Origin of the sequence: Novosphingobium profundi, assembly GCF_020524485.1 — a bacterium.
Classification (GTDB): Bacteria; Pseudomonadota; Alphaproteobacteria; order Sphingomonadales; family Sphingomonadaceae; genus Novosphingobium; species Novosphingobium profundi_A.
The window spans coordinates 730127-753015 of the sequence record NZ_JAIVLF010000001.1 but is presented as its reverse complement, the minus strand read 5'-3'; the positions used below and the strand labels follow the sequence as shown (position 1 = coordinate 753015).

At 64.0% G+C, this 22889-nt stretch carries 22 protein-coding genes and 1 tRNA gene; 12 read left to right on the top strand and 11 right to left on the bottom strand.

Annotated features, from left to right (window positions below):
* Positions 1-29: 29 nt before the first annotated feature.
* The 5 genes from LC060_RS03285 to LC060_RS03265 are packed head-to-tail and all read left to right on the top strand — an operon-like array spanning position 30 to position 4075.
* Complete coding sequence (locus LC060_RS03285; RefSeq protein ID WP_226632671.1) at positions 30-977, top strand: CBASS oligonucleotide cyclase; 948 nt, start codon at positions 30-32, stop codon at positions 975-977.
* Positions 977-1474 carry a hypothetical protein gene (locus LC060_RS03280; RefSeq protein WP_226632669.1) on the top strand — a complete coding sequence of 166 codons (498 nt, stop codon included), beginning with the start codon at positions 977-979 and terminating at the stop codon, positions 1472-1474. The genes LC060_RS03285 and LC060_RS03280 overlap by 1 nt, the downstream gene beginning before the upstream one ends.
* On the top strand, positions 1471-2367 hold the full coding sequence (locus tag LC060_RS03275; protein ID WP_226632667.1) for an AAA family ATPase: 897 nt from the start codon (positions 1471-1473) through the stop codon (positions 2365-2367). Before LC060_RS03280 ends, LC060_RS03275 begins: the two co-directional genes overlap by 4 nt.
* Complete coding sequence (locus LC060_RS03270) at positions 2367-3533, top strand: hypothetical protein (protein WP_226632665.1); 1167 nt, start codon at positions 2367-2369, stop codon at positions 3531-3533. The genes LC060_RS03275 and LC060_RS03270 overlap by 1 nt, the downstream gene beginning before the upstream one ends.
* Positions 3530-4075: a 3'-5' exoribonuclease domain-containing protein gene (locus LC060_RS03265; protein WP_226632663.1), complete on the top strand. Its 546-nt coding sequence runs from the start codon at positions 3530-3532 to the stop codon at positions 4073-4075. Before LC060_RS03270 ends, LC060_RS03265 begins: the two co-directional genes overlap by 4 nt.
* Positions 4076-4116: 41 nt before the next feature.
* Here the strand turns inward: LC060_RS03265 and LC060_RS03260 are convergent, their stop codons facing one another.
* The 3 genes from LC060_RS03260 to LC060_RS03250 all read right to left on the bottom strand — a co-directional run bounded on the left by LC060_RS03260 (position 4117) and on the right by LC060_RS03250 (position 6748).
* The gene (locus tag LC060_RS03260; protein WP_039392855.1) at positions 4117-4305 is read right to left on the bottom strand and encodes a helix-turn-helix domain-containing protein; all 189 of its coding nucleotides are present in this window, start codon (positions 4303-4305) and stop codon (positions 4117-4119) included.
* Positions 4302-4724: a CopG family transcriptional regulator gene (locus tag LC060_RS03255; protein ID WP_226632661.1), complete on the bottom strand. Its 423-nt coding sequence runs from the start codon at positions 4722-4724 to the stop codon at positions 4302-4304. Before LC060_RS03255 ends, LC060_RS03260 begins: the two co-directional genes overlap by 4 nt.
* 71 nt (positions 4725-4795) lie before the next feature.
* The gene (locus LC060_RS03250) at positions 4796-6748 is read right to left on the bottom strand and encodes a DUF3363 domain-containing protein (protein WP_226632659.1); all 1953 of its coding nucleotides are present in this window, start codon (positions 6746-6748) and stop codon (positions 4796-4798) included.
* Positions 6749-7111: 363 nt separating this feature from the next.
* On the opposite strand from LC060_RS03250, the gene LC060_RS03245 reads away from it, so the two are divergent.
* Positions 7112-7474, top strand: coding sequence for a hypothetical protein (locus LC060_RS03245; RefSeq protein WP_226632657.1), 363 nt, complete (start codon positions 7112-7114; stop codon positions 7472-7474).
* Positions 7475-7495: 21 nt separating this feature from the next.
* Here the strand turns inward: LC060_RS03245 and LC060_RS03240 are convergent, their stop codons facing one another.
* The 5 genes from LC060_RS03240 to LC060_RS03220 form a co-directional block, all read right to left on the bottom strand.
* Positions 7496-8425: a HEPN domain-containing protein gene (locus tag LC060_RS03240; RefSeq protein WP_226632655.1), complete on the bottom strand. Its 930-nt coding sequence runs from the start codon at positions 8423-8425 to the stop codon at positions 7496-7498.
* 84 nt (positions 8426-8509) lie between these two features.
* On the bottom strand, positions 8510-8794 hold the full coding sequence (locus LC060_RS03235; RefSeq protein ID WP_226632654.1) for an RNA polymerase sigma factor: 285 nt from the start codon (positions 8792-8794) through the stop codon (positions 8510-8512).
* Positions 8791-9678 carry an ArdC family protein gene (locus tag LC060_RS03230; protein ID WP_226632652.1) on the bottom strand — a complete coding sequence of 296 codons (888 nt, stop codon included), beginning with the start codon at positions 9676-9678 and terminating at the stop codon, positions 8791-8793. Before LC060_RS03230 ends, LC060_RS03235 begins: the two co-directional genes overlap by 4 nt.
* A gap of 428 nt (positions 9679-10106) precedes the next feature.
* Entirely contained in the window at positions 10107-11339 is a 1233-nt protein-coding gene (locus LC060_RS03225) for a tyrosine-type recombinase/integrase (RefSeq protein WP_413465083.1), read from the bottom strand.
* Positions 11340-11399: 60 nt separating this feature from the next.
* A tRNA-Ser gene (locus LC060_RS03220) sits at positions 11400-11490 on the bottom strand.
* Positions 11491-11564: 74 nt separating this feature from the next.
* Between LC060_RS03220 and LC060_RS03215 the strand changes: the two genes are divergently transcribed.
* Together LC060_RS03215 and LC060_RS03210 are read left to right on the top strand one after the other, a co-directional pair.
* Positions 11565-12644 (top strand): peptidylprolyl isomerase, encoded by a 1080-nt coding sequence (locus tag LC060_RS03215; protein WP_226632650.1) that lies wholly within the window; start codon positions 11565-11567, stop codon positions 12642-12644.
* Positions 12641-12958, top strand: a complete 318-nt coding sequence (locus LC060_RS03210; protein WP_226632648.1) for a DUF1905 domain-containing protein — start codon at positions 12641-12643, stop codon at positions 12956-12958. Before LC060_RS03215 ends, LC060_RS03210 begins: the two co-directional genes overlap by 4 nt.
* 7 nt (positions 12959-12965) lie before the next feature.
* On the opposite strand, the gene LC060_RS03205 is transcribed toward LC060_RS03210, so the two are convergent.
* Positions 12966-15059, bottom strand: a complete 2094-nt coding sequence (locus LC060_RS03205) for a RelA/SpoT family protein (RefSeq protein WP_226632646.1) — start codon at positions 15057-15059, stop codon at positions 12966-12968.
* Between the two features lie 323 nt (positions 15060-15382).
* On the opposite strand from LC060_RS03205, the gene LC060_RS03200 reads away from it, so the two are divergent.
* The 3 genes from LC060_RS03200 (at position 15383) to LC060_RS03190 (ending at position 20085) form a co-directional block, all read left to right on the top strand.
* The gene (locus LC060_RS03200; RefSeq protein WP_226632644.1) at positions 15383-15784 is read left to right on the top strand and encodes a PilZ domain-containing protein; all 402 of its coding nucleotides are present in this window, start codon (positions 15383-15385) and stop codon (positions 15782-15784) included.
* A 282-nt stretch (positions 15785-16066) separates the two neighbouring features.
* Positions 16067-18364, top strand: coding sequence for a TonB-dependent receptor (locus tag LC060_RS03195; RefSeq protein ID WP_226632635.1), 2298 nt, complete (start codon positions 16067-16069; stop codon positions 18362-18364).
* 98 nt (positions 18365-18462) lie between these two features.
* Complete coding sequence (locus LC060_RS03190; RefSeq protein WP_226632634.1) at positions 18463-20085, top strand: alkaline phosphatase D family protein; 1623 nt, start codon at positions 18463-18465, stop codon at positions 20083-20085.
* Between the two features lie 215 nt (positions 20086-20300).
* On the opposite strand, the gene map is transcribed toward LC060_RS03190, so the two are convergent.
* Together map and hemF are read right to left on the bottom strand one after the other, a co-directional pair.
* Positions 20301-21110, bottom strand: a complete 810-nt coding sequence (map, locus tag LC060_RS03185) for a type I methionyl aminopeptidase (RefSeq protein ID WP_226632632.1) — start codon at positions 21108-21110, stop codon at positions 20301-20303.
* A complete protein-coding gene (gene hemF, locus LC060_RS03180; RefSeq protein WP_226632630.1) occupies positions 21107-21970 on the bottom strand; it encodes an oxygen-dependent coproporphyrinogen oxidase in 864 nt (287 codons plus the stop codon). Before hemF ends, map begins: the two co-directional genes overlap by 4 nt.
* 66 nt (positions 21971-22036) lie before the next feature.
* Here hemF and pdeM point away from each other — a divergent pair, with 66 nt between their 5' ends.
* On the top strand, positions 22037-22729 hold the full coding sequence (pdeM, locus tag LC060_RS03175) for a ligase-associated DNA damage response endonuclease PdeM (protein WP_226632628.1): 693 nt from the start codon (positions 22037-22039) through the stop codon (positions 22727-22729).
* Positions 22730-22889: the final 160 nt, after the last annotated feature.

Here is a 22889-nt window from a genome sequence, read left to right as displayed (position 1 = left end):
CTCGATACCGTTTCACAAGGACTCTCCCAATGCCTCTCAGCGACACCCAGTTGCGCTACTACGATAGCAATGTGCTGCGGCTTCCCGCCGACAAGCGTACCGAATATCACCAGCAGGTCGATCGCCTGATCGAGAGCCTGCGCAAGAACGTCCGTGACAAGACGGAGATCAAGATCACGAAGGTGACGAAGGCAGGCTCGTTCGCCAAGTACACCATCCTTCGCAAGTCCGCTGACAGCCCGGTCGATGTTGACGTTGTCTTTTACGTCAGCGGCAAGGATGCCGGTTCTGAAACGGGCGAGAGCTTGAGTAAGCAGATTTACGATCTGCTTCTGAATCAGTATCCTAACAAGTCGGTCGAGGACTTCACGATCCAGCGTAAGGCTGCGACCGTGCAGTTCGTGAAAAGCGGCCTCAGCGTCGATATCGTCCCAGTTGTCCAGGATGAGAGCCGTGAGGAGTACGGCTGGCAGTTCGACGTTCAGGATGGCACCAAGGTCCAGACCTGCGCTCCTTGTCAGATCAAGTTCGTCAAGGACCGTAAGGACAAAGACAGCGATTATCGTACGTTGGTTCGCCTGGCTAAGAAGTGGCGCAACCACACTGAACTCAAACCGCTCAAGTCCTTCGCCATTGAACTGATCATGGCCTACCTTCTCGACAAGCAGGGGAAGGACGGGAGCATCGAAGAGCGGTTCCGCCAGTTCCTGCTCTACATTGCGCAGTCCGGCCTGAAGGACGTGATCTCGTTCCCTGAGAACAGGGTCATCCGACCGACCTTCAATGACCCGGTCGTCATTCTCGACCCGGTGTGCAGCTCGAACAATGTGGCTAGCCGTATCACCGAGGACGAGCGCAAGCAGATCATTGCCGCCGCTCACGAGGCTTGGGAAACCGCCCACTTTGCGTCGACCGAGGATGACGATTCGATCTGGAAGGAAGTGTTCGGTCGTTCTTTCAAGACGGAGGCTTCGTAATGAATACGGTGACGCGCACAGTTTCGGCCTCCTACACGACCACCGACGTTGAAAAGGTTGTTCTGCGCCTGAAGGCCGATTTTCGCATGATGGCCGAGAGCACTGGCGCTTGGTCCCTCGAAGAGGCTGATCGGTACGCTCACGACGTCGAGCAGCTCGCCAAGAAGGGCTATCTTGCCTGGGTGGATGTGACCCACCTGGAGGGCACGACTGAACTTCAGGCGGTCAAGTACCACGTCGATACCGACGCGGGTAGCTTCACCAGCAGCAGGCCAGGCGGGGTCCGCTGGGATAAGGTCTCTGGCGCATGGCTCCGGATCGTCCTTCGGTACACGGCGGATTACGATGCTGATGCCAAGGACGCCATGAAGAGCAAGCTCAAGGTCTCTTGGAGCCCCACGAACGACGATACCAGCCATGCCTCCCTGAGCGGGAGTGATGGTCGCAACTACACCAGCAACAGCTTCGGGCTGCAGCGGAAGGATTGGAAGAAGTGAGCAAGCCCTCTATTTTTGACAGCGAGACCCTCGTCCCTGACGCCACACTAGCGGCGCGGGAAACTACGCTTCTCGGTTTCGAAGCGCGTTACGCGCGTGTCCATGACCAGATGCGTCTGCTGCTTAGCGGCGACAAGTTGCAGGCGTGGAGCCGTCAGTTCCACGGAGAGAGGCTGGCGATCTGCGACCGGGTTTCGGACCAGTACCCTTTGGTCATTTTTCATGGGGATGTCGGCACGGGTAAGACGGCGATGGCGGAAACCATCGCCAATAAGCTCATGACCGAGGCGAGGGTGGAGGACAGCGTGCTGTTCCGGCTCTCGAACCGCGTGCGTGGGACCGGCATGGTTGGTGAAATGGGCACGTTGCTCACAGAAGCCTTCCGCCAGGTGATCGATACTGCGGGCAAGAGCCGCCGCGCGGTCCTGGTTATTGACGAAGGAGATAGCCTTGCTGCGTCTCGGGCGCAGGATCACAGCCATCACGAGGACAAGGTCGCGGTGAACACGCTGATCCAGGCCATCGATGATCTGCGCCGCTTCAATGGCCGTATCGCGGTGATCCTGTGCACAAACCGGCTGAGCGCCCTCGATCCGGCGCTGCGTCGGCGTGCGGCCGTGGTCGAAAAGTTCGAGCGTCCCACTGATCACGAGCGTGAGCAGCTTCTTCAGATGGACCTTCAGGGTTTGAACCTCAATAGGGAGCAGCTCAGCGAGCTCGTTTCAGCCAGCGGGCCGCGCAACGACGAGCCGGGCTGGACGTTCTCTGACTTCCGCACCCGCTTCTACCCGGCCGCCGTCGCGCGCGCTTTCCCCAACGGCCCGCTGACGTTCGATCATCTGAAGTCGACGGCGCTGACTATCAGCGGCTCCAGTGTGATGGAGGACAAGTGATGCACAGGTCTCCTCTTTTTGGTCGTCGGATCCATATTTCCGGCAGCATCGACAAAGACCCGGCGATAGCGAAGGCCACCGACGTGGAAGCGAGCCGAGAGTTCGTCGCTGCGCTCGTCAAGCGCCTGGTCAAGCTCGGCGCCAACTTTGTGGTGCCGGTTGACGGGGAGCCTCATCGGGAAGTCGATGGTTTCCCGATTTGCTTCGACTGGCTCATCTGGAAATCGATCCGTGATGCGTACACCCAGCGGCCTGCCGGGGTTCCTGGGCCGATGGCCGTTGCCGTGCAGCATCATAAGACCAGGGACCAGATCCCGACGCAGTTCGCCGAACTCTGGGATGAGCTGTGCGCCGGATCGATGGTTCGTCTGGAGAACGCTTCGCATTGGAACATGGCGGCGAAGCGCATGGAAGCCCAGGCGCGCAACGGTGACATCTTGATCACGTTGGGCGGGACTGACGGAGTGCTGTATCTTGCCAACCTTTACCACGAGGTTGGGCGCCCGGTTGTCCCGCTTTGTCTTCCTCTAGTTGGCCAGTCCGAGGGGAGCCGCCGCCTGTTCGATTTTGGCATGACCGGCGATAATAGCAGCCGGCTTTTCCGGATCGCGGACGGGGGAAGCTCGCACGATGCGATGAACCGCATCTGGTGGGGTGAGCGGGACAGTCTCCAGAAGCGCGTAGACAGTTTGGTTGACTTGCTGGAAGCCTTGGAGAGGCCGCGGGCGTTCGGCGTGCGTCTGCTTGATTCCAACGACCCTGACTTCGAGGAAGTGCAGAACTTTTTCGACACGGTAGTTGAGCCGGTCATGACGGAAGAGCTGGGCTATCAGTACGCGGTGATCGACGGCGTGCAGGGCTATGACCACTCTCGGATTGACCAGGACATCTTTGAAAAGCTGCACCGCAGCAGCTTCGTGATCGCCGACACCACCGGCTCTCGCCCGAACTGCTATCTCGAGTTGGGGTATGCGCTCGGTCGTCGCATCCCGACCATGGTCACCGCTCGTGAGAATTCGGAAACGCCGTTTGACCTGAAAACCTACTCGGCCCACCACTGGAAGACCGGTGGCACGGTGAAGGAAAAGCAGCGCGCTTTCCTTGAGCACTGGACGGCCATCCAGAACCGGCCGCCTTTGGTCGATGCTGGAGGACTAATCCTGTGAGCGATGCAAAGACCGAGGTGTTCATCTCGATCGACGTCGAGACGGCTGGGCCGATCCCTGGTGAGTATAGCATGCTCACCTTGGGTGCCTGCCTGGCGTACCAGCCCGGCACCGCCTTCTCCTGCGAGATCAAGCCGACCAGCGACAAGTTCGTGCCGGCTGCCCTTGATGTGTCTGCCTTGTCGCTGGAACGCCTGCAGGAGACCGGCCTTACACCGCAGGACGCGATGAGTCAGTTCGCAGCGTGGATTGGCGAAGTCTGTGGCCCTGATAGCCAGCCAGTCTTCGTCGGCTTGAACGCGCCCTTCGATTGGGCATTCGTGAACTACTATTTCCACAAGTTCACTGGAGCCAATCCGTTCGGCTTCACTGCCTTGGACATCAAAGCCTTATATATGGGTAAAACAGGCTGCTCGTGGGGCGATACGCGCTCCAGCCGTATATCAGAGCGCGTGACCCCGAAAACTGAAGGCGATCACGACGCACTGCATGATGCCGTGTTTCAGGCGGAACTATTCCGATTGGTCATGGCCTTGGCGTAACGGACGAGATTGTGGACGGCGGCATTCATCTCCTTTCGTGTTCAGCCCTTCTCGATGAGCCCGCGCAGACTGGCGTAGGGCACGAGGGTGATCGCCCCTACCTTGACGACCTCGATGCGGCCTTCAGCAATGAGCTCATATAGCTTGGAGCGCCCGATCCCGGTGAGCCGACAGGCCTCGGGTATGCGCACCGATATCGGCTCGGTCGGGGCTTGGGTCTTGTCGCTCATAGATCGAACTCCTGCTGGATCTCGGGTTTGGGGCCTTGGCCCGATGCCTTGCCCTTGGCGGCAAGCTCACCGGCCATGCGCACGAACTGCTCGTAGCGAAGCTTGCCCAGGTGCCGGGTCTCGGCGTCGAAGGCGGGATGGTGCGCGGTCATCGTGAGTTGATGGCGTACCAACAGACCGACCACTTCGGTGAGATGCGCCATCTGCCTTTCGAGAGCTTCACTGGCCTTCACCTGACGGGCAAGCGTCGCCCCGAACTTGGCTTCGATCACCTGCCCCTCCTCGGCCGCGAACCACGCGGTCAGCGCCTTTGTCAGAACGTCGGTCTTCGAGCTCTCGGGCGCGGCGGCGGCCACCTCGAGCTTGGCCGAGAGAACGTCGGGCAGGTAGAACTGGTGGCGGGTCTTGGTCGTCTGCATGCGTACGAGGATGCACCGGCACGCCATGGTCCGACAGAACCTCTCCGGTGCCAGCTGGGGCCCCTGCCGATCTACATGCCGATTTCCGGACCGCGATCGCGGCCCTTGCCGATGGTCCAGCTCATTGCGCCTCCCCGCTGGATCCCCGAGACAAAACGGCCCCGCTCACGTTCGAGCACCGGTTGCCAAGGGACCAGCGTGAAGTCGCGCGAACGCGCAACCACGGCGAACTTGTCCTCGCCAATCTGGACGGGCTGCTTGTAGACGCCCTCCAGATACCCGCCCTTGCTCTGCGAATAGTCAAGGCCCAGCTCCTTCGCGAGCTGCCCGGCGACGCGCGTCAGCTCGCGCTGCTTGAGGCTCGCGATGAGGTCGGGTTTGTAGACCATCGCCTCCCCTTCCTGCCAGGCCAGATCCTGTTCGATCAGCCATTGCTGACGCCGTGCGAGCCCGTCGCGGATTTCGTCGCCGATCTTACCGTCAAGTTGCAGCCGTCCGGGCTCCAGGCATTTGCGGTCAAGCCAGGTCGGCCCGTCGTGACGGGCAAGGCTCGTCAGGTCGCGCTCGGTTACCACAGAGACTTGCACGGGCCGGCGCTGGCCACGGGCCTGTTCGTAGCCCTCGACGAGCGCGGTGTGATCGCGTCCGATCGCCCAGCTGCCATCGCTCGCGCGCTCCAGCTTCCGGGTCGCCTTGCGGATCGCTTCGAGCCTGCGCACATGCGCCTCGGCAAAGGTGCGCGTCGCGCCCGGATCGTGAGCCTGGTGCGCGGCGATGCTGTAGCGCCCTCCATTCGCCTCGGCGACCTCCATGATGGTCTTGTCCGAGGCGCGCAGGCCGTGGCGGCTGGGCGCGATCTCGACCAGGCGCCCGGTCATCGCCCCGTCGGCCAGATCATGGCCCAGATCGACGTAGTGCGAGCGCCCGTCGGTCGCCTCGACGATGAGGTAGTGGCGATCGCGGATTTCGTCGGAGAGCCCACGGGCCTGAATGCGGCCAAGCAGCTCCTGGCCCTTGCCCGGTTCGTAGATCGCGTAGTCATGCGCCAGCACCTGCGGGGCGGCTTTCAGTTCGCGGTGCATCGTGGCAATGATGTCGTGGCGCGTGCCCATGGTCCGCAGCGACGCTTCCACCCCCTCTTCGAGCCGGTAGCGCCCTTTGCCCTCCTCGTGGGCCAGTCCCATGCGCTGGAGGGTGCCGAGCCGAGCGGCACGCAGGGCCTGCTCGGCCGGGTCGCGGTGCCAGGCCGAAGCCATGCCGTTCTCGTCGCGATCGCGCAGCAGGCGGCGGTCGATCCCGGTGAAGCGCTCCTGGCTCACTTCACGCGCATTGCCTTGCGCGATTTCGTGCTCGGTGCGCGGGCCAAGATCGCGGTTGACGATGTCGCTCGCGCGCCCGGCAATGCCGTGGCGGATGTAATCGCGCGCGATGATCAGGTTGTGCCCGCGTTCATCGACGCCGCGCACGACGATATGGGTGTGGGGATGGCCGGTGTTGAAGTGATCGACCGCAACCCAGTCGAGGCGCGTGCCCAGATCCTTTTCGACGCCCTTCATGAGATCGCGGGTCAGTGGCTTGAGGTCCGGATATTGCGCCCCGTCTTCGGCCGAGACGATGAAGCGGAACTGGTGGCGATCGCCGGTGCCGCGTTCGAGGAAAGCCTTGCCGTCGACCGCGTCGCGATCGGGGCCGTAAAGATCGCCGCGTTCGCCCTCGCGCGTGGTGCCCTCGCGCTGGAGATAACGCAGATGCGCGGCGGCGGCCTTGGCGCCCTTGCCCGCCAGCTTCACGAAGCGTGCTTTGACGATCACGCGCCGGGCGCGCGGATTGGAAAAACGCCCGGCGTTTCCCAGTACCGTACCAATGGTCGATCCGCGTCCGATCCGGCTGCCGGTAAACCGGCCTCGGGCCCGGGCCTTGCGGGCGCCGTCCCCTCCCGCCTGGTTGACCGCGCGGCGCAGGTCGTGGCGAAGGGGGCGCTCCTTACCCATATGGCCAAGCCAGACATCGAAATCATCGTCCATCAGGTACACCTCCAGGTCCAAAAGACCCGATGAGGGAGGACCGCCCCAACGCTTCAAGGTCCTCCACCGATGTCTCGCGCCAAACCAGTGCAAATCCACGCGATTTTCCCGCGCAATCTCGTCGTGGAGGCATACTACGTTCCCCAAGCGCGCCTAATCTCCCACAAAAACGATGTGCAGACAGACAGTTAGCAGGGGGCGAGAGACACCTGCCTTTACCTTGCCTTACGCCCTATCCCCCTCTCCTGCGATCACCCCCGTCTGCCTCCCCTCATCCGACCCGCCGAGGAAGCGGCCTTCACGATGTTCGCTCTATGTTCTATATTAGAGTACCCGCATCGAGTCGCATGGAGGCATGGCAGCATGGGTGTTCACATTGAGGGTGGAGGCAAACCAAGCCTGCTGCTGACAGGCGATATCGAGACACGTCTCGATGTGCCGGCGCGCGGGATTGCCGAGGGTTTTTCGCTGGCGTTTTCGGATGGAACCTTGATCCATGGGACGTTCCTGGACGGTGCTTTCACCTGCCGTTTTGCCCTCGCGGTCGAGGGTGCGGCGCAGGTTCGCATCGCGCGTCACGAAGACGGTGACCGGGTCGATCTGGCCTCAAATTTCGAGTGGATCACGCTCGCTTGCGGCCAGGAAACCCTGCAGCCTGAAGCCGCCGATGCGGACGAGAATGTGCTGCAACTGACGCTCGATTTCGTGGTCGAGGAGCGCGTCTAAAAGGGAATGAAAACCAGCCGCTCAGCTGGCTTCGCGGGCGGTCTCTTCGAGCTGGGCGATGCGTTCGGAGCACACGGTCTGGACGACGCGGCCAAGCTCCTCGACCTGTTCGCCGAGCCAGGTCAGCTCTTCTTCACTCACGGTGTAGTGCTTGGAGTAGCGCGCCTTGACGTAAGCTTCCTTGAGCTTCTCGAACATGCCGCGCTGCCAGCGATTTTCGCGCGGCCAGGCGTAGACCAGCCGGGGATCGAGACGCTCGGCCTGGGTGCGCAGGAACGCCAGATTGTGGACGTGCGGGGTGTAGAACGTCGAGACCAGCAGGACACAGTGGTAGAAAGCCTCTGTGCCTTGATGGAGCAAGAAGGCGGCCTTTTTCCAGCTCTCCCGATCTCGATAAAACTTGTATCCTTCAATGAACTCGACAGCGCTAGGATACCACTCCTCGTAGTACTCCTTCGCCAGATCCAGCGCGGCATGCGGGGTCTTGGGTTTGGGGGTCGCCAGCTCGCTGTCGTCGGCCTCGTAAAGTGCGATGCCATCGCGGGCGATGTCCATGAAGAAGTACCGCCCCTGGGCGAGCCCGTCGTTCACTTCCTGCATGGTGTGGACGATGAAATTGACCGGCGTCTTGAGGCTCTCGGTGATGCCGTATTCGCGCATCAGCCGCTCATCGACGCGGGTCCAGTACTTGACCCGGTCGGTCAGCCGCTTGTCGCTGACGATCACCAGCAGATCGTAGTCCGACTTGTAGCCCTTGGCGGTGTGCGGCTCGTCGATCCAGTTGCCCCGGGCATAGCTGCCGTAGAGCACGATCTTGAGGATGCGCCCCTTCTTCTTCCAGTTCTGCGTCGAAAGCGCGAAGGCGTCCTCGAATTCCTCGAAGACGATCTGCACCACGCGTTCGAGCTCGCGCTGCTTGTTCGCCGGGAGATGGTCGAGGCTCGTTTTCATGGGCACAGACTTGCGCCTAACATCCTTGCTGCCAAGTGCAAAATGATAGCGGCCGGGGCCCTGTGGGCTCCGGCCGCGCGCATATCACCATCCCTTGCGTTCCTGACGCCGCAGAGAACTGGCGATCATTTCGATTGCATGGGTCAGATGGGTCTCGGCCTGCGCGTTCGAGATACCAAGTTCGGCCGCGATCCGGGGCACGTTCAAGCCTTCGATGCGGGCCAGACGAAAGGCCGCGTGCTCGGCATCGGGAAGCGAGGCCATCGCGCGCATATACCGCCGGTGCCGGGGATCGGTTACCTCCGTAAAGGCGCCCTTGAGGAACGCCTCGCGGATACGCTGGACGAGGAAAGCAAGAGGCCGGATCATGCCGCATCCTCCCCGAAGGCAAGGAGGTAATCGGCGGCCTTGCTGGCGGCACTGGCTGCACGAAAGATGGCCTTTTCGTCCTCGCGCAATACCGTGAGCCACGCACCGATATAGTCGGAATGCCGCACGCTTGGCGCGATCCCCAAAGAGGCGCAGACAAAGGCGCTGGTCATCTCGGCAACCAGTTCCTCCCGGCCATACTTCGAGGAGCGATAACGGCCCGACTGGTCCCGGTTGAGGCGGGTGGGATGCCCGGTCCAATGCCCCAGTTCGTGCAGCGCGGTGCGGTACCAGTTGATCGGATCGGGGAAAGCAACCTGTGGCGGCACCATCACGAAGTCTTCGGCCGGAGCATAGTAGGCCTCGCGCCCGCCTATCCGAAAGTCCGCGCCTGAAAGCTTTATGATCCGGTCGGCCTCGATCCGCGTCATGACCGGATCAGGTACGCTCGCGGCCGCACCGGCCTCGATGGGAAGCCCTTCGCACTGGTCAAGATTGAAGACCGTGAACCGCTTGAGGAACGCCACGGTGCGCGCGTCGCGGTCCTCGCTCTGCGCCTTTTGCACCTCGTCCTTGGGCGTGAAACGATCCGCGTAACAGATGACCGTTCCCTTCTCCCCGCGCTTGACGTTGCCGCCTGCCTTCTCGGCTTGCTTGTAGGTAAGCCAGCGCTGCGAGGAATAGCCGCCTCCGATCCCGGCTGCCCACAGGATCAGCACGTTAATGCCGCTGTAGATTCGCCCGGTTACTCCATTCTGAGGCATCGTCACCGGGCACCGCGCCGCGTCCCACGGCTGCACCCACGGCACGCGGCCTTCCTCCAGTTCGGCAATGATCCGGTTCGTGACCTCTCCATAGAGGCTCTGACGGTTGTCCTTGGCCATGCTCCTTCACTCCTTCCTTCAACCGCCATTGACCGGCGCCAGGGTAGCGGGGGGCGGCAGGAGCGAACCAGCAGCCCCGCCGGCAAAAGGCGGGGAGCACCTGCAAGGCCGTAACAACGTGAAGGACCCGGGAGCGCAGCGGACGGGTTGCGCCCCGTCGAGGCGGGGCTATCGGGCAGCGACGCCCCCCGTCACCTTGGAGCCGACAAAGGCCAACGCCGCCGCGCGGGTCAGCGCGGCGACCGCTGAAGGGATGCGAGCCGCATCCCGCCCCTGACAGGGATCGTCACGGCCCTGCCGACGAGACGGCGGCGCAGCCGGTGGCTCGGTTGAGCGTCAGCGAAATAGAGCCCGGCCGCGCCATCGGCGCGGATCAGCCTGCAACGCTTGCATCAGCCCTTCACACAGCCCGCTTTGCCTCACCGAGCTCACATGCGCGGCGCACAAAAGGCAGCCCAGTCCTTCATCATGCCACGTCGCTTCTCCAAGAGGTTGCCGCGCCGGTAAGCCGCCTCGGTCTTGTTCTTGACCACATGGGCCAAGGCCGCTTCGGCGACATCGCCTGGGTGATTGGTCGTCTCACTCACCCAGTCGCGGAAGGCCGACCGGAAGCCATGTGCCGTATAAGGCTCCTTCATTTCCTTGAGCAACTTGGTCAGCGTCATGTCGGACAGCGGCGCATTGCGCCGCGCGCCCGGAAAGACCAGCTGGCAATTGGCCAGCCGTAATTCGTTGCAACGCTCAAGGATGCGCAGCGCTGGAGACGTCAAAGGCACGACATGCTCGCGCTGGGCTTTCATGCGCTCTTTGGGAATCGTCCAAAGAGCGGCGTCGAAGTCGATCTCGTCCCAGGTTGCGTGGCGAACTTCCCCCGAGCGCGCGGCGGTGAGGATCGCGAACTGCAGCGCAAGACGACTGAAGGACTCACGCTCGCGCAACCGAATCAAGAACGCCGGAACCTTGTCGAAGGGCATGGCCGCGAAATGCCCCTCTTTCTTGGGCTGACGCGGCAAGCCGCGCGTCACCGCGCGCATGGGCGCTTCCGAATCGCGGTAGCCCGACGCGTAGGCCCAATCGAGGACCGTTCCGACCCGCTGGCGCACCCGCCGCGCGGTCTCAGGCTTGGTCAGCCAGATTTCCGCCAGCAGGTTGCGGATCATGGGGCCGGTGATGGCGTTGACCTGCAGATCCCCGATATGGGGGAAGGCATAGGCCTTGAGCGTGCTCGACCATTGGGCTTCATGCTTTTCGTTGCGCCAGGTCTTGCGATAGCTCGCGAGCACCTTGGCGGCAGCTTCGCGAAAGGTCGGAATGCCTTGCTCCTTTCGCCGCTCGAAGATCGGATCGAGCCCCTGCTCGACCCAGCCCCGAATCTCCCTTGCTCGCTCGCGCGCATCGGCAAGCGACACCTTCGCGGCGCTGCCCAAGCCAAAGTCGCGACGCATTCCATGCTTCTGCACCCGGCAGACCCAGCTTTTCGAACCACCCGGCTGAACGACGAGGTAGAGGCCGTCACCATCGCCCAATCGCCCCGGTCGCGTGGCGGCTTTTACAGCGGTTACGGAGAGCTTTCCCATGCCCAAATTCTCCCACATTCCTTCCCACATTTCCAATCGGACACCGGTGGATGAGGCTGGATGCAGGAGGACGCGAATCACCACGTAAGCCAAGGTATTCCTTGGCTTTTCGTGGACGATTATGAATGTGGGTGTTGCCACCAGTGGCGGAGCGGGAGGGATTCGAACCCTCGATACGGGGTTACCGTATACACACTTTCCAGGCGTGCGCCTTCGACCACTCGGCCACCGCTCCGCATCGCTGGAGCGCGTGCCACTAGCGCCACTTTTTGGCTTTCGCAAGCACTGAGCGCGTGGCATCGTCATTTCATGCGCATTTTCCTTCGGCATCTCCTGCCCTTGCTCGCCGCCACGTCCGCTCTTGCAGTTCCCCTAGCGGCGCAGGAGGGAGCACCGGACGTCACACCCGACAGCATCGTCAAGGCGTCCGAGGCCCGGGAATGGCGTAAGATCGCGCCGTCCGATCTCATGGTCATGGACCTGGCCCCTGCCACAGATGGCACGCCGCGCCGGGTGGTGATCCAGCTCATGCCGCGACCCTTCTCGGTACCCTGGACGCACAACATGCGCGCGCTCGTTGCCGCGCGCTGGTACGACGGCATCGCCATTGTCCGGGTCCAGGACAACTACGTGGTGCAATGGGGCGATCCAGAGGGTGAAAACCCGGCCAAGGCCAAGCCGCTGCCGGACGGGCTCTGCACGCCGGGCGAGGAGGACTACACCACCTCGTTCGCGGAGGAGGACTACTCCGAGTGCGCAGCGGAAGCGCGTGTCTCGGCCGACATGGCCGAAGTCGATTCGCAATCCCTGTTCATCGGAGAGGATCTCCCTCCCGCCTCGATTCCCGCCACAGCCACCGCGAAGGCCGACATGGGCTGGCACATGCGCGACAGCTACGCGCCCTGGGTGGAGTTCTACCAGGGCTGGCCGGTTGCCACCGATGCCCCGGAAGATCCCGACGAGACCGACCCGAGATTCTGGCCCCTCCACTGCTACGGCGCGGTGGGAGTGGGCCGCAATTATTCGCCCGACACCGGTACCGGCGCCGAGCTCTACGCGGTGATCGGACAGGCCCCGCGCCAGCTCGACCGCAACATCGCCGTCGTCGGCCGGGTGATCGAAGGGATGGAGTACCTCTCCTCGCTGCCGCGCGGCACGGGCGAACTCAGCTTCTACGAAACGCCGCAGGAGCGCACACCCATCGTCTCGGTGCGCATGGGTGACGAAGTGGCGGACCTTTCCGCCTTCGAATATCTCGCCACCGACAGCGTAAGCTTTGAAAAGTACGTCGCCTCGCGCGCCAACCGCAAGGACACATTCTACATCCAGCCCACAGGCGGCATCGACATCTGCAACATCCCCGTGCCCATCCGCCACGCCGCGAAATGAGCGAGACACTCACGCACACCGCCTCGCTCTGGCGCTGGACGGGCAGCGCGAACGGGGGGACCTGGTACTTCCTCAGTATCACCGGCGCCGATGCCGAGACGCTGAGCGCGACCGCGCTGATGCGCAAGCTGGAGGGCCTGGGGCGCGGCTTCGGTTCGATCAAGGTCCAGGCGCGTATCGGAGCGACGCGCTTTGCGACCTCGGTCTTTCCCAGCAAGGGCGACGGCGCCTGGCTGCTCCCCATCAAGGCCGCCGTGCGCAAGGCCGAAGACCTAGCCGAAGATGAGCCAGTCGAGGTGGAGCTGACCTTCTAGCCCGCGCCTAGATGCGCTCCGCGTCGGTCACCGCCGCACTTGCCCGTAGCGCCGCGATGATGCGCGTGAGGTGGGCCAGGTCGGCGACTTCGAGATCCGCCTCGTAGGTGCCGAAGGGATCGTCGCGCTGGACCATGTTGAGGCTGGCGACGTTGGCGTGCGCGTTGGCGAAGATCTGCGTGACTTCGGCCAGCGTGCCGGGCCGGTTGTAGAGCACGAGGCGCAGACGTCCGGTCGCGCCCGTCGTGCGCGAGCCCCAGGACAGGTCGAGCCAGTCGGCATCGACGCCATTGGCCAGCGTCAGGCAATCGATCGTGTGGACCTCGACCTTGTGGTCGGGACGGCGCAGACCGACGATGCGATCGCCCGGCACCGGGTGGCAGCACTTGGCGAGCTCGAATCCCATCCCCGCCGTCAGCCCCTTGATCGAGATGGCCTTCTCGCTGCGGGTCCATTCGGGATCGTCGGGCATGGTCTCGGTGCTGCCCGGGACCAGCGCTTCCATCACCTCGCGGTCGGTCACATGGGCCGAGCCGATCGCGAACATGAGGTCTTCCTCACTGCGCATTCCGAGGCGTTCCATTGCGGCGTGGAGCGCCTTCTTGCCGATGCGCTGGGGCAGGCGGGTGACGATCTCGTCGTAAAGCTTGGAGCCGATCTCGGCGATCTCGGCGCGCTCCTTGGCGCGCACCGCGCGGCGGATCGTGGCGCGGGCCTTGCCGGTCACGACGAAGCCCAGCCAGGAGAGCTGCGGCTCGGACCCCTCGCTCTTGATGATCTCCACCACGTCGCCATTGTTGAGACGGGTGCGCAGCGGCATGTGGCGGTTGTTGATCTTGGCGCCCACCGCCGAACTGCCAAGATCGGTATGGACCGCGAAGGCGAAGTCGACCGCGGTCGAGCCCTTGGGCAGCTGGTGCAGCGCGCCCTTGGGGGTGAAAGCGAAGATGCGGTCCTGGTAGATCGCGAGCTTGGTGTTCTCGAGCAGTTCCTCGGCGTCGTGCGTGCTGTCGACGATCTCGATCAGATCGCGCAGCCAGCCGACCTGCCCGTCGGGGCGCGAGCCGCCCTGCTTGTAGGCCCAGTGTGCGGCCAGGCCGAACTCGTTGAGGCGGTGCATCTCGCGGGTGCGGATCTGCACTTCCATGCGCATCGAGTTCTCGTAGATGAGCGCGGTGTGCAGGGACTGGTAGCCATTCGACTTGGGCGTCGAGATGTAGTCCTTGAAGCGCCCCGGGATCATCTGCCAGTGCTGGTGCAGCACGCCCAGCGCGCGGTAGCAGTCGTCCGGGTTTTCGGTGAGGACGCGGAAGGCCATGATGTCGGTGATCTGCTCGAAGGAGACGTGGCGCTCCTTCATCTTGCGCCAGATCGAATAGGGGTGCTTCTCCCGCCCCGTCACCTCGACCGCGATGCCCGCTTCGGCGAGCGCCTGCTTGATGGCCAGCGCAATCGCATCGACCTGCCCACCTTCCTGGCTGCGTATCTGGGCCAGACGCCCGGTGATCGTGGCGTAGCCTTCGGGCTCGAGCTGCTCGAAGGCGAGGAGCTGCATCTCGCGCATGTATTCGTACATGCCCACGCGCTCGGCCAGCGGCGCGTAGATCTCCATGGTCTCGCGCGCGATGCGCTGGCGCTTCTCCGGCTTCTTGATGAAGTGGAGCGTGCGCATGTTGTGGAGGCGGTCGGCCAGCTTGACGAGGAGGACGCGCAGGTCCTCGCTCATGGCAAGGAGGAACTTGCGCAGGTTCTCGGCCGCGCGCTCGTTCTCGGTCATCACCTCGATCTTGGAGAGCTTGGTGACGCCATCGACCAGCCGCGCAACGTCAGCGCCAAAGAGCTTCTCGATCTCGTCGGTCGTCGCCAGCGTATCCTCGACCGTGTCGTGGAGGAGCGCGGTGATAATTGTCTGCTGGTCGAGCTTGAGCTCGGTCATCAGGCCGGCGACTTCGACCGGGTGCGAGAAATAGGGGTCCCCGCTCGCCCGCTTTTGGGTTCCATGCTTCTGGACCGTGTAGACATAGGCACGGTTGAGCAGGGCCTCGTCGGCCTCGGGCGCGTATTCCTTGACGCGTTCAACTAGTTCGTACTGGCGCAGCATCGTTCCATGTCATGTGAAGATTTTTTGGCGCACGGCAAGCCTTGCCGTGCTCAGATGCAGTCTTTGCAACCAGATACGCGCGAGGCCGGGGCAGGCCGGAAAAGATTAACCCCGTGCACGGCGCAAATTCAATCGTTTTCATCGCAAATCCACCGGGGCGAGGGTTAACGCTTCGCCAGCAATGTCCCGCGCATCATCTAGATTGAGAGTGAGGAGAGTCTGCCGCCCGATGCGGAAGACCAGCGAGGAGACCCGACGATATGGGAATGCTGGATAGAGAGGCCGCGATAGCGGGGACGCAGCAGACGGCGGAAGCGAGTGCGATGAAGGCACGGGGCGGCCGCATGGCCCGCGTGACGCGCGCACCCCGCCACCGCACCTTGATGCGCGCGATGATGACGCTGCCCGGTCTGGACGGCACCCCGGTGATGATCCGCAACGTTTCCGAGCAGGGCATGTGCCTTGCCAGCAAGGACCTGCTCCCTTGCTGCGGCGAAGTGATCGAGCTTGACCTTGCCGGGACCTTCGGCCTCAAGGGCGAGGTCCGCTGGGTGGAAGGCCGCGAATTCGGCGTGCAGTTATCCGCCCCTCTCGACCTGCATGGCATCGGTCTGGCCAACCAGCGCCGCAACGGCAACATGGCCGGAACTCTGGGCGGGCAGGTGGAGAACCGCCTCTTGCGCGCCACACCCAAGGCAGAGAGCGCCCCTCTCTACGCCTGCTGAGGCGCCGCCCCCCGGCGTCGTCCTTCCTGGACCTCTCGCACATCCCACGCAGTCGGCCCTTACGCGTCCGGCTGCGTCTGCGTGTCTGTCGAAGGCACATCCTGATGCCTGCACGAACAGGCTGTTCCCGATTGTAAATTTGCGACAAAGGGCCTCCCCGGCACCGTAGACCTTCCCCGTTTTCAAGCGGAAGGGTTCGCGCGGCTGTCACAAACACCGGCTAGGGGGCTTCCCGCAAGCCACTCCAACGTGTCGCTTATTTCGTGAGGGAACCTTTTTTCCGTGAAACTGTCCGCTGTCTTCTCCGCACTTGTCGTCGGTTCGTCCCTTGTCGCGCTTGCCTCTGCCGCACAGGCCGCCGAGGCCGACGGCATTGGCGAAAGCGAAAACGCGATCATCGTCACCACGCAGCGCTATGAACAGCGCGCACAGGACGTGCCCGTCACCCTCAGCGCGCTTTCGGGCGAACGCATGGCGGAAATCGGCGTTTCCGAACTCGACGAGCTTTCGGCTTACGTTCCCGGCCTCAACATCCAGGAGCAGAGCGCCAACAACCCGGGCATCGTGATCCGCGGCATCACCTCGGACAGCGGCTCGGCGCAGGACGCCGCGCGCGTCACGCTCTATTACAACGGCGTCGACATCTCGCGCTCGCGCGGGGCCTACCAGGGCATCTACGACATGGAGCGCATTGAGGTCGTCAAGGGCCCGCAGGCGACCCTGTTCGGCACCGCTTCGACCGTGGGCGCGATCTCGATGGTCTCGGCCAAGCCCAAGCCCGGCCTCTCGGCCGAGATTTCGGGCGGCTACGGCAACTATGACTATTATGAAGCGGGCGGCTTCCTGAATGCAGGCAACGACGTGATCGCGGGCCGCGTCGCGTTCAAGTACAAGAACCGCGACGGCTACGTGAAGAACCTCGCGCCCGATCAGGACGACCTCTACGGCATCAACACGCTGGGCGTGCGCGGCTCGCTGCGCTTCACCCCCACCCCGGACATCACCGCGGATCTCGTCTTCACCTACGACCGCCAGCGCAACTCGGGCACGCCGTTCCTTTCGCGCACGCTCGGCTCGACGGCCGTGGACGACGTCTACGGCGATGCGTACCTGGGCGGCTCGCCCAATTCACAGGAAGTCCTGGGCAAGGACAAGCTGGGCCTCGACCGTGACGTCTACGACGTGAACTTCACCTTCAACTGGGACTTCGCGGACGGCTGGAGCTTCACCACGGTCAACGGCTACCGCAACTTCGATTCGCTGGAGGTCTTCGACGCCGATGGTTCGGCCGCCTCCTATCTGGAATTCGCCGAGCAGGCCGATGGCTGGCAGTTCAGCCACGAGGGCCGCTTCGCCTATGCCGATGACCAGTGGCGCGCCCACTTCGGCTGGAACTACATGATCGAGGACACGCGCCAGTACGTGCCCTTCTCCAGCGAAGTCGGCACCTACCTGCAGTGCACCGCGAACATCATCCCCGGCCTTGGCTGCGTAGCGCCCGACAATTCCGTGCCCGCCGCGCTCGCCACGGGTCTTGCCACCGGCGGCCTGATCGAAAGCGCGCCCTATGCCAGCTGGTTCCAGAACGAGGGCCGCAACCAGTCCTGGTCGATGTTCGGCGAGGCGACCTGGATCCCTACCCCGGCGCTTGAACTCAACGCGGGCGCGCGCGTCCTCATCGAGAAGCGCCGCTCGGGCTATTCCACCTACCAGCCGGTCGCCCCGATCTACGGCCAGCCGCTGCTGCCTTACGCCAACACCGATGGCGAGGTGGTCTACGCGGACCGCAGCTACGCGGCATTCCTGCCGCGCTTCAACGCGCTGCTGCGCGTGACCGACGAGGTCAACCTCTACGCCACTATCTCCAAGGGCCGCCGTTCACCCTCGGTCCAGGTGACGACGCTCACCGACGCCGACACAGGGGCACGCTATGCAGGCCCCAACGAGGTCGGCAACGAGACCGTGTGGAACTACGAAGGCGGCGTGAAGATGGCGAGCGGCATCTTCTCGGGCTCGCTCGGCGTCTACTACCAGCAGTACTCCGACTTCCAGGTCACCGTGATCGAGGCGGGCGGCAACGCGCGCACGATCAGCGCGGGCTCGGCCAGCAACCTGGGCGTCGAGGCCGAAGTCGAGGTGAGCCCCACTTCCTGGCTGCGCGCCTACGCCAACGGTGGCTGGATCGATGGCGGTATCGACAACGATCCCGAGAACGGCAACCTGGCCGGTTCGCGCTTCCGCCTCCAGCCCGAGTGGCAGGCCTCGGCCGGGCTCATCATCGATGCCCCGGTAACCGAGACCGTCGGCCTGTTCCTCTCGCCCAGCGTGACCTACCGCTCGAAGATCTACTTCGAGACGCCCAACACCGAAGCGATCAGCCAGCCCGGCGTGACGCTCGCCAACGTGCGCGGCGGCGTGACCTTCGCCAACGGCCAGTATGAAATCGCGGGCTGGGCGCGTAACCTCTTCGACGAGAAGTACCTCCTCGATGCGGGCAACACCGGCGGCGCCTTCGGGCACCCCACCTTCATCCCGGCCGAGCCGCGCACCTACGGCGTGACCGTGAAGGCCCGCTTCTGACGATCCGGGGTGGCCGGGCACAGGACACGTCCCGCGCCCGGCCACCCCGCCCCTTTTTCGCACTTCCCGATAGCCTGCGACACAGGACATTGCCTGCCATGCCTCTCACTCTCGACCGCCGCCTTCTCATCCAGGGCAGCCTCCTCGGCCTCGGCGCTCTGGCGCTGCCGGGCCTGGCCCAGGCGATGACCGCCCAGGGCTTCACCCACGGCGTGGCGAGCGGTGAACCGTCGGGCAATTCGGTCCTCCTGTGGACCCGCTACGTCGGCAGCGGTGAGACGAAACTGCGCTGCGAGGTCGCCGTCGACGAAGCTTTCCGCAAGGTCGTGTCGGGCGGCGAGGTGATCGCCTCGCCCGAGCATGACAACTGCGCCAAGCTGGTCGTCACCGGCCTTGCCCCCAACCGCTGGTACCACTACCGCTTCATCGCCCCCGATGGCTCCATCAGCGATGTCGGCCGCACCCGCACGCTGCCCACCGGCGATGTCGCGCGCTTCGGCATCGGGCTGTTCTCCTGCTCGAACATGCCCTTCGGCTTCTTCAACGCCTATGCCCATGCGGCCAAGCGCGACGACCTCGACCTCGTCATCCACGTCGGCGATTACCTCTACGAGTACGCGCCCAACGGCTCCTATCCGGCCAAGGCCATGGCCGGGCGCGAGGTCCAGCCCGACCACGAGATCCTGACGCTCGCGGACTACCGCCTGCGCTACGCCTCCTATCGTCTGGATCCGGACCTACAGGCGCTTCACCGCCGCTTCCCGATGCTGGCGCAGTGGGACGACCACGAACTGGCGAACGATGCCTGGATGAACGGCGCGGAGAACCACCAGAGCGACACCGAAGGCCCCTGGAGCGCGCGGCGCGCCATTGCCGAGCGCGTCTACCGCGAATGGATGCCGGTCTCCGACACTCCCTACAACAGCTTCCAGATCGGCTCGCTCGCCACGATCTTCCGCCCCGAAACCCGCATCACCGGACGCGTCGAACAGCTCGATTTCGCCAAGGCGCTCGTAGGCAAGGACGACATCGCCAAGGCCATGATCGAATTTCGCGACGGCGCCTGGCAGGACCCGGCCCGTACCGTTATGGGCGCGAAGCAGGAGCAATGGCTCAACCGCGAGATCGCGCAGTCGGTCAAGTCCGGTACGCGCTGGCAGGTCCTCGCGCAGCAGATCGTCATGGGCTCGCTCAAGTCGCCTACCGAGATGGGCGACATCACCCCTAACGGTGCGGACCCCAAGGTGCGCCAGGCGCTCATGGGCATTGCCGCAGCCAGCAAGGTCGGCCTGCCCTTCAACATGGATTCCTGGGACGGCTACCCAGCGGCACGCGAACGCCTGCTGCGCGCCGCGCGCGAGGCCGAAGCGAACCTCGTCGTCCTCTCGGGCGACAGCCACAACGCCTGGGGCCAGAACCTCAGCGTCGATGGCGCCCCCGTCGGTGTCGAGTACGCAGGCCACTCGGTCACCTCGCCGGGCTTCGAGAGCTACCTTCCCTCGGTTGCCCCGCAGAACCTCGCCCGCGCACTGCAAGGCGCCAACCCCGGCCTCTCGCTGTGCGACGCCAGCCGCCGCGGCTACGTCTCGCTCGACCTTACGCAAGACAGCGTGCGCGGGGCCTGGCACTTCATGAGCACCATCGCCGCGCGCACGACCACAGGCACGACGCACGAAGAGCGCGTGGTGAACTGGGGGGCCCACGCGTTCGCCGCCGTTTGATCGGAAAGTAGAAGAAGGGACATCCGAGGGCCATCGCCCTCGGGCTCCCGGAATCGGCAGCGGCAGTTCGCCTCCGGAACCATCGCGCTGCAAAAGCGAGGATGCGGGGCAATGGGGCTTCGCCCCGGGCGCTCGTTTGCAGAAACGCGCTGCGCTCGACAGGTTTGGGGAGCCCGAGGGCGATGGCCCTCGGAACATCCTTTTATTTCTTCAACCTAGAACGCCCCTGCCCGCTCCAGCTTCGCGGCCATCGCGCGCTCTTCAGGCCGCAACGTCAGCACGCGCACTCCGCTCGCCGTAACCGCAACGGTGTGCTCGAACTGTGCGGAGAGGCCGCCGTCGAGCGTGCGCACGGTCCAGCCGTCCTTCTCCTGGCGCACGCCGCGTCGGCCCTGATTGAGCATCGGTTCGATGGTGAAGGTCATGCCCTCCTCGATCAGGACGCCGGTACCCGGGCGGCCGAAGTGGAGGACCTGGGGTTCCTCGTGCATCTGCTGGCCGATGCCGTGCCCGCAGAACTCGCGCACGACCGAATAGCCCGCGCGATGCGCGTGGCGTTCGATGACGTGGCCGATATCACCCAGCCGCGCGCCCGGGCGCACTTCGGCAATGCCCTTCCAGAGCGCGGCGTAGGTCGTTTCGACCAGCTTGCGCGCGGCCGGGTGGACGTCTCCGACCAGATAGGTCTTGCTGGAGTCGGCGATGTAGCCGCCCTTCTCCAGCGTGATGTCGAAGTTGACGATGTCGCCGTCCTTCAGGACATCGCTGTCCTTGGGCATGCCATGGCACACCACCGAATTGATCGAGGAATTGAGCACATAGGGAAAGCCGTACTGCCCCTTGCTTGCCGGGCGCGCGTCCAGTTCATCGACGATGAAGCGCTCGACCATGGTGTCGATTTCCAGCGTGGACTTGCCCGCCAGCGGCGTACGGTCGATCAGCCCGAAGACCGAGGCCAGCAGGCGCCCGGCTTCGGCCATAAGATCGACCTCCCAGGGCGCCTTGCAGAAGTCCTGGCGGCTCAACTCCAGGTCGCCTCGGGCGGAAGGCTCATCAGGATGGCATCGATGTTGCCGCCGGTCTTGAGGCCAAACAGCGTGCCCCGGTCATGGACGAGGTTGAACTCGGCATAGCGCCCGCGCCATTCCAGCTGCTGCGCCTTGTCGGCGGGCGTGAAGTCCATCCCCATGCGGCGGCGCACCAGCTTGGGGAAGATGGCAAGGAACGCCTCGCCCACCGCCTTCGTGAAGGCGAAGTTCGCCTCCCACATCGCTTCGTCGGCGCATTCGAGGTGATCGTAGAAGATCCCGCCCACACCCCGGTGGACCTTGCGGTGAGGAATATAGAAGTACTCATCCGCCCAAGCCTTGAAGCGCTCGTAGTAATCCTCGCCATGCGCGTCACAGGCAGCCTTGAAGGCCGCGTGGAATTCCTCGGTATCCTCATCGTAGGGCAGCGGCGGATTGAGGTCTGCACCGCCCCCGAACCAGGCCTTGGTCGTGGTGAGGAAGCGGGTGTTCATGTGGACCGCCGGCACATGCGGATTGGCCATGTGCGCAACGAGGCTGATGCCTGTCGCCGAAAATTCCGGGCGCTCCACCGAGGCCCCGTTGATCGAGCCGGCAAACTCCTTGCCGAAAGCGCCGTGAACGGTGGAGATGTTGACCCCCACCTTCTCGAACACCTGCCCCTTCATTAGTCCGCGCGTACCGCCGCCGGTCTCGCCCTTTTCATCGTCGACCGCATCGCGCCGCCAGGGCGTGTACTGGAACGAGGCCTCGCTACCGGCTTCGCGCTCGATCGCCTCGAACTCGGCGCATATCTGGTTGCGCAGGGTTTCGAACCATTCGCTGGCGCGGCGGGTGTAGGGGGCCCAATCGGTCATAGCAGTCCTGTTTCTCGTTGTTGGCACGCGCTTGCCAAATCGGACCGGACACGGCAAGGAAAAGCCATGGTTCCCTTTTCGTTCTGCGCGCAGGAAATGGTCCTGCTGGAAGGCTCCGGTTCGCGCCCCGGTGCGCTCTACTGGCCGCGCGAGGATGCGCTGCTGGTCGCCGACCTGCATCTGGAGAAGGCCAGCTTCTACGCGCGCACCGGACAGATGCTGCCGCCCTACGACAGCCGCGAGACGCTCGAGCGTCTGGCGCAGGCGGTGCGCCAGACCGGCGCACGCCGGGTCTTCGCGCTCGGCGACAATTTCCACGACAGCGCGGGCCCTGAGCGTCTGGAGCCACACGCGGCAGGCATGCTCGATGCTCTCACCCGCGCACTCGAATGGGTCTGGATCACCGGCAACCACGACCCCGAACTGGGAACGGCGGCGGGCGGCACCTGCGTGGCAGAAATGCACGTCTCGGGCATTGCGCTGCGCCACGAGGCTCAGCCCAACGTCACCGAGCCGGAGCTTTCCGGGCATTTCCACCCCCGTCTGGAAGTGACCGCACGCGGGCGCCGCATCCGCCGCGCCTGCACCGTGGCGAGCGAGACGCGCCTTATCCTCCCGGCCTTCGGCGCGCTCACCGGAGGCATGGCGGCCGACGATCCCGCGATACTGGGTGCGCTACAGCCCGCCCAGGCCATAGATGCCCTGATCCCGGCGCAAAAACGGCTTGTTCGCTACCCCCTCTGGCGAAAAGCGGCCTGATTGCCTATATAAGTGAACAAGGCCGGGTCTCCGGCCGGGGCATTCATTGTGGAACGTTTGGAAAATCGCACTTTGCGCGAGGCCACGATTCGCATTAAGGACGCCCGCATTCGCACGATTTCAGAGTAACGACTCAGGAGAACGCATATAGCACCCCCAC

Bases quoted from the DNA above. Each gene is read 5' to 3' on its own strand.
- LC060_RS03285 (WP_226632671.1), top strand. From the start codon at position 30: ATGCCTCTCAGCGACACCCAGTTGCGCTACTACGATAGCAATGTGCTG.
- LC060_RS03280 (WP_226632669.1), top strand. From the start codon at position 977: ATGAATACGGTGACGCGCACAGTTTCGGCCTCCTACACGACCACCGAC.
- LC060_RS03270 (WP_226632665.1), top strand. From the start codon at position 2,367: ATGCACAGGTCTCCTCTTTTTGGTCGTCGGATCCATATTTCCGGCAGC.
- LC060_RS03260 (WP_039392855.1), bottom strand. From the start codon at position 4,305: ATGAGCGACAAGACCCAAGCCCCGACCGAGCCGATATCGGTGCGCATA.
- LC060_RS03255 (WP_226632661.1), bottom strand. From the start codon at position 4,724: ATGCAGACGACCAAGACCCGCCACCAGTTCTACCTGCCCGACGTTCTC.
- LC060_RS03250 (WP_226632659.1), bottom strand. From the start codon at position 6,748: ATGGACGATGATTTCGATGTCTGGCTTGGCCATATGGGTAAGGAGCGC.
- LC060_RS03245 (WP_226632657.1), top strand. From the start codon at position 7,112: ATGGGTGTTCACATTGAGGGTGGAGGCAAACCAAGCCTGCTGCTGACA.
- LC060_RS03240 (WP_226632655.1), bottom strand. From the start codon at position 8,425: ATGAAAACGAGCCTCGACCATCTCCCGGCGAACAAGCAGCGCGAGCTC.
- LC060_RS03235 (WP_226632654.1), bottom strand. From the start codon at position 8,794: ATGATCCGGCCTCTTGCTTTCCTCGTCCAGCGTATCCGCGAGGCGTTC.
- LC060_RS03230 (WP_226632652.1), bottom strand. From the start codon at position 9,678: ATGGCCAAGGACAACCGTCAGAGCCTCTATGGAGAGGTCACGAACCGG.
- LC060_RS03215 (WP_226632650.1), top strand. From the start codon at position 11,565: ATGCGCATTTTCCTTCGGCATCTCCTGCCCTTGCTCGCCGCCACGTCC.
- LC060_RS03210 (WP_226632648.1), top strand. From the start codon at position 12,641: ATGAGCGAGACACTCACGCACACCGCCTCGCTCTGGCGCTGGACGGGC.
- LC060_RS03205 (WP_226632646.1), bottom strand. From the start codon at position 15,059: ATGCTGCGCCAGTACGAACTAGTTGAACGCGTCAAGGAATACGCGCCC.
- LC060_RS03200 (WP_226632644.1), top strand. From the start codon at position 15,383: ATGAAGGCACGGGGCGGCCGCATGGCCCGCGTGACGCGCGCACCCCGC.
- LC060_RS03190 (WP_226632634.1), top strand. From the start codon at position 18,463: ATGCCTCTCACTCTCGACCGCCGCCTTCTCATCCAGGGCAGCCTCCTC.
- hemF (WP_226632630.1), bottom strand. From the start codon at position 21,970: ATGACCGATTGGGCCCCCTACACCCGCCGCGCCAGCGAATGGTTCGAA.
- pdeM (WP_226632628.1), top strand. From the start codon at position 22,037: ATGGTTCCCTTTTCGTTCTGCGCGCAGGAAATGGTCCTGCTGGAAGGC.